Raw genomic sequence first — 1902 nt, 5'->3', positions numbered from 1 at the left:
ATGGCGAAGCCCATGGCAGGCAGGATGTTGGCGGCAACGCCAAAGCCAGCAAGGACAAAGTCGGGGATAAAGTCGAGCACGCCCTGGATAGCGTCAGCACCCAGATAGAACGACACCGAGCACAACAGGAACGCCATGATGATACCGGTGGAACCGATCAGGAAGTGCATCGCATAGACGCCCTTAAGGTTGCCCTGGGCAGAGAAAACATCGGCGCGGTCAACCAAAATCGGCAGGGCGGCGTTGAGGATGTTCTTGATGGCAAGGCACAGCGTGGCGATGGGCATAGCGAGCGCGATGGCTGCCTCGGTGCTCTGGCCCAGCTGGATAGCGAAGGCACAGGCGAGCACGCCGCCGATCGTCTCATCAGGCGGCACGTAGGCGCCGATGGAGATCGAGCCCATGAACAGCAGCTCCAGGCTCGCACCGATTGCGAGACCGGACTGCAGGTCCCCCAGCACCAGGCCCACGAGCGGGCACAGGACGATGGGGCGGAACGCGTAGAGCGTACCGAGCTGGCAGTCGAACTTACCAAATGCGGCGATAAGTCCGATGAGGATTGCTTGGGTAAGCATACATCCCCCTTTCCATATAGGACACTACGAAGAACCCGAAGGCTCTTCGAAATTGAACGCCTAGAGCACGCTGGCGCAGTCAACCTTGGGGTCATCGGCCAGGGGTCGAATCTCGACCTCAACGCCACGATCTAGCATCTCGCGCACATCGGCTTCCTCAGCCGCGGTCAGGAAGATCTGACGAGAGACCTGACGGGCATCGGGACGCTTCTCGTCCTTGGGCTTGGTGTTACCCAGGTTGACCGACTTGATCTGCGGGCAGCCCTCAACAAGCTGCTTTGCCTCAGCGATAGTGGCGACGCAGATGATCATCTTGTATTTGTCAGTCACGCCCGAGTTAATGGCCTCGATGGCATTCGCCATATCTTTGATGACGAGCTTGCAGCCGGCAGGCTTGCCCATCTTGAGCGTCGTCTTCCACACCGGGTCGTTGGCGACCTTATCGCCCACGCAGAAGATGCAGTTGGAGCCAAGGCCCTGGACCCAAGAAACCGCGACCTGGCCATGAAGCAGGCGATGGTCAACGCGAAGTAGCTGAATCATAATGTGACCCCCCAAAGGTTTTGTGCCGTCTTACGGCGTGTCAGTAGGTGCTGCGGATTAGAACTCTTCTTCCTCGTCGTCATCGACCAACAGGTCGTTGACAAACTTCACGCGCGTATCGTCCGCAGCGACGATGGCGCGAATCGTCTCTTCAACCGGCGCCGACTCGTCAGAGAACAGCAGCTGAATGAGCAGAGGAAGGTTCATGTTGGTAACGAGGTACGTGCGGGGACGCGTCTGGACGATCTTGGTGAACTCGTTGTTGACGCTGCCGCCAAAGAGGTCGGTGCACACGACGACATCATCGTCGGCAGCCATGCCTGCCAGCAGTTTTTGGGCCTCCTCGGCCACGTCCATACGGTCATCGACGAACATCGAAAGATCGTGGACGTTGTCGCGAGCGCCCGAGAGCAGCTCGACGCTCTCCTTGATGCCGGTAGCGAAGTGCGCATGGCTGGCGATGATGTACTGTCTCATTCTGTGTTCCTCTCAATAGCCCGGCGCGTTCCCGCACCCGTTTTCTTTAGTAGTCGAACTGGTGATAGTAGCGACGATACTTGAGGTTGTGCTTGGTGACCGTCTCGTAGTAGCGAGCCAGGCGGTCGGTAACGAGCACCGTCAGAATCCACGGGGACACGATGACGCGGAACTCGTCGTCGAGGCCGGGGATCGCGAACTCGGCGGTGTCGATGATGTTGATGTCGGTGTCGCCGGTCACGCCGCGGGTCAGGAACGCGCGGGCTCGCTCGTCGAGCTTGCGGTTCTCGTCCTCACCCATGAACAG

At 59.1% G+C, this 1902-nt stretch carries 3 protein-coding genes and 1 pseudogene; all 4 read right to left on the bottom strand.

Annotated elements, in window-relative coordinates:
• The coding region (locus tag DXB98_RS09960) for a PTS sugar transporter subunit IIC (RefSeq protein WP_147330330.1) at positions 1-575 on the bottom strand (575 nt) is incomplete at its 3' end.
• 60 nt (positions 576-635) lie between these two features.
• A complete protein-coding gene (locus tag DXB98_RS09955; protein ID WP_117646647.1) occupies positions 636-1118 on the bottom strand; it encodes a PTS sugar transporter subunit IIB in 483 nt (160 codons plus the stop codon).
• A gap of 57 nt (positions 1119-1175) precedes the next feature.
• Positions 1176-1595, bottom strand: a complete 420-nt coding sequence (locus tag DXB98_RS09950; RefSeq protein WP_117744006.1) for a PTS sugar transporter subunit IIA — start codon at positions 1593-1595, stop codon at positions 1176-1178.
• A 46-nt stretch (positions 1596-1641) separates the two neighbouring features.
• Positions 1642-1902 (bottom strand): annotated as a pseudogene (locus DXB98_RS09945) (SIS domain-containing protein); the annotation flags it as partial.

This window comes from Collinsella sp. OM07-12, assembly GCF_003438275.1.
Classification (GTDB): domain Bacteria; phylum Actinomycetota; class Coriobacteriia; order Coriobacteriales; family Coriobacteriaceae; genus Collinsella.
The sequence above is the reverse complement of the archived record's forward strand: the minus strand, read 5'-3'. Positions and strand labels throughout refer to the sequence as shown.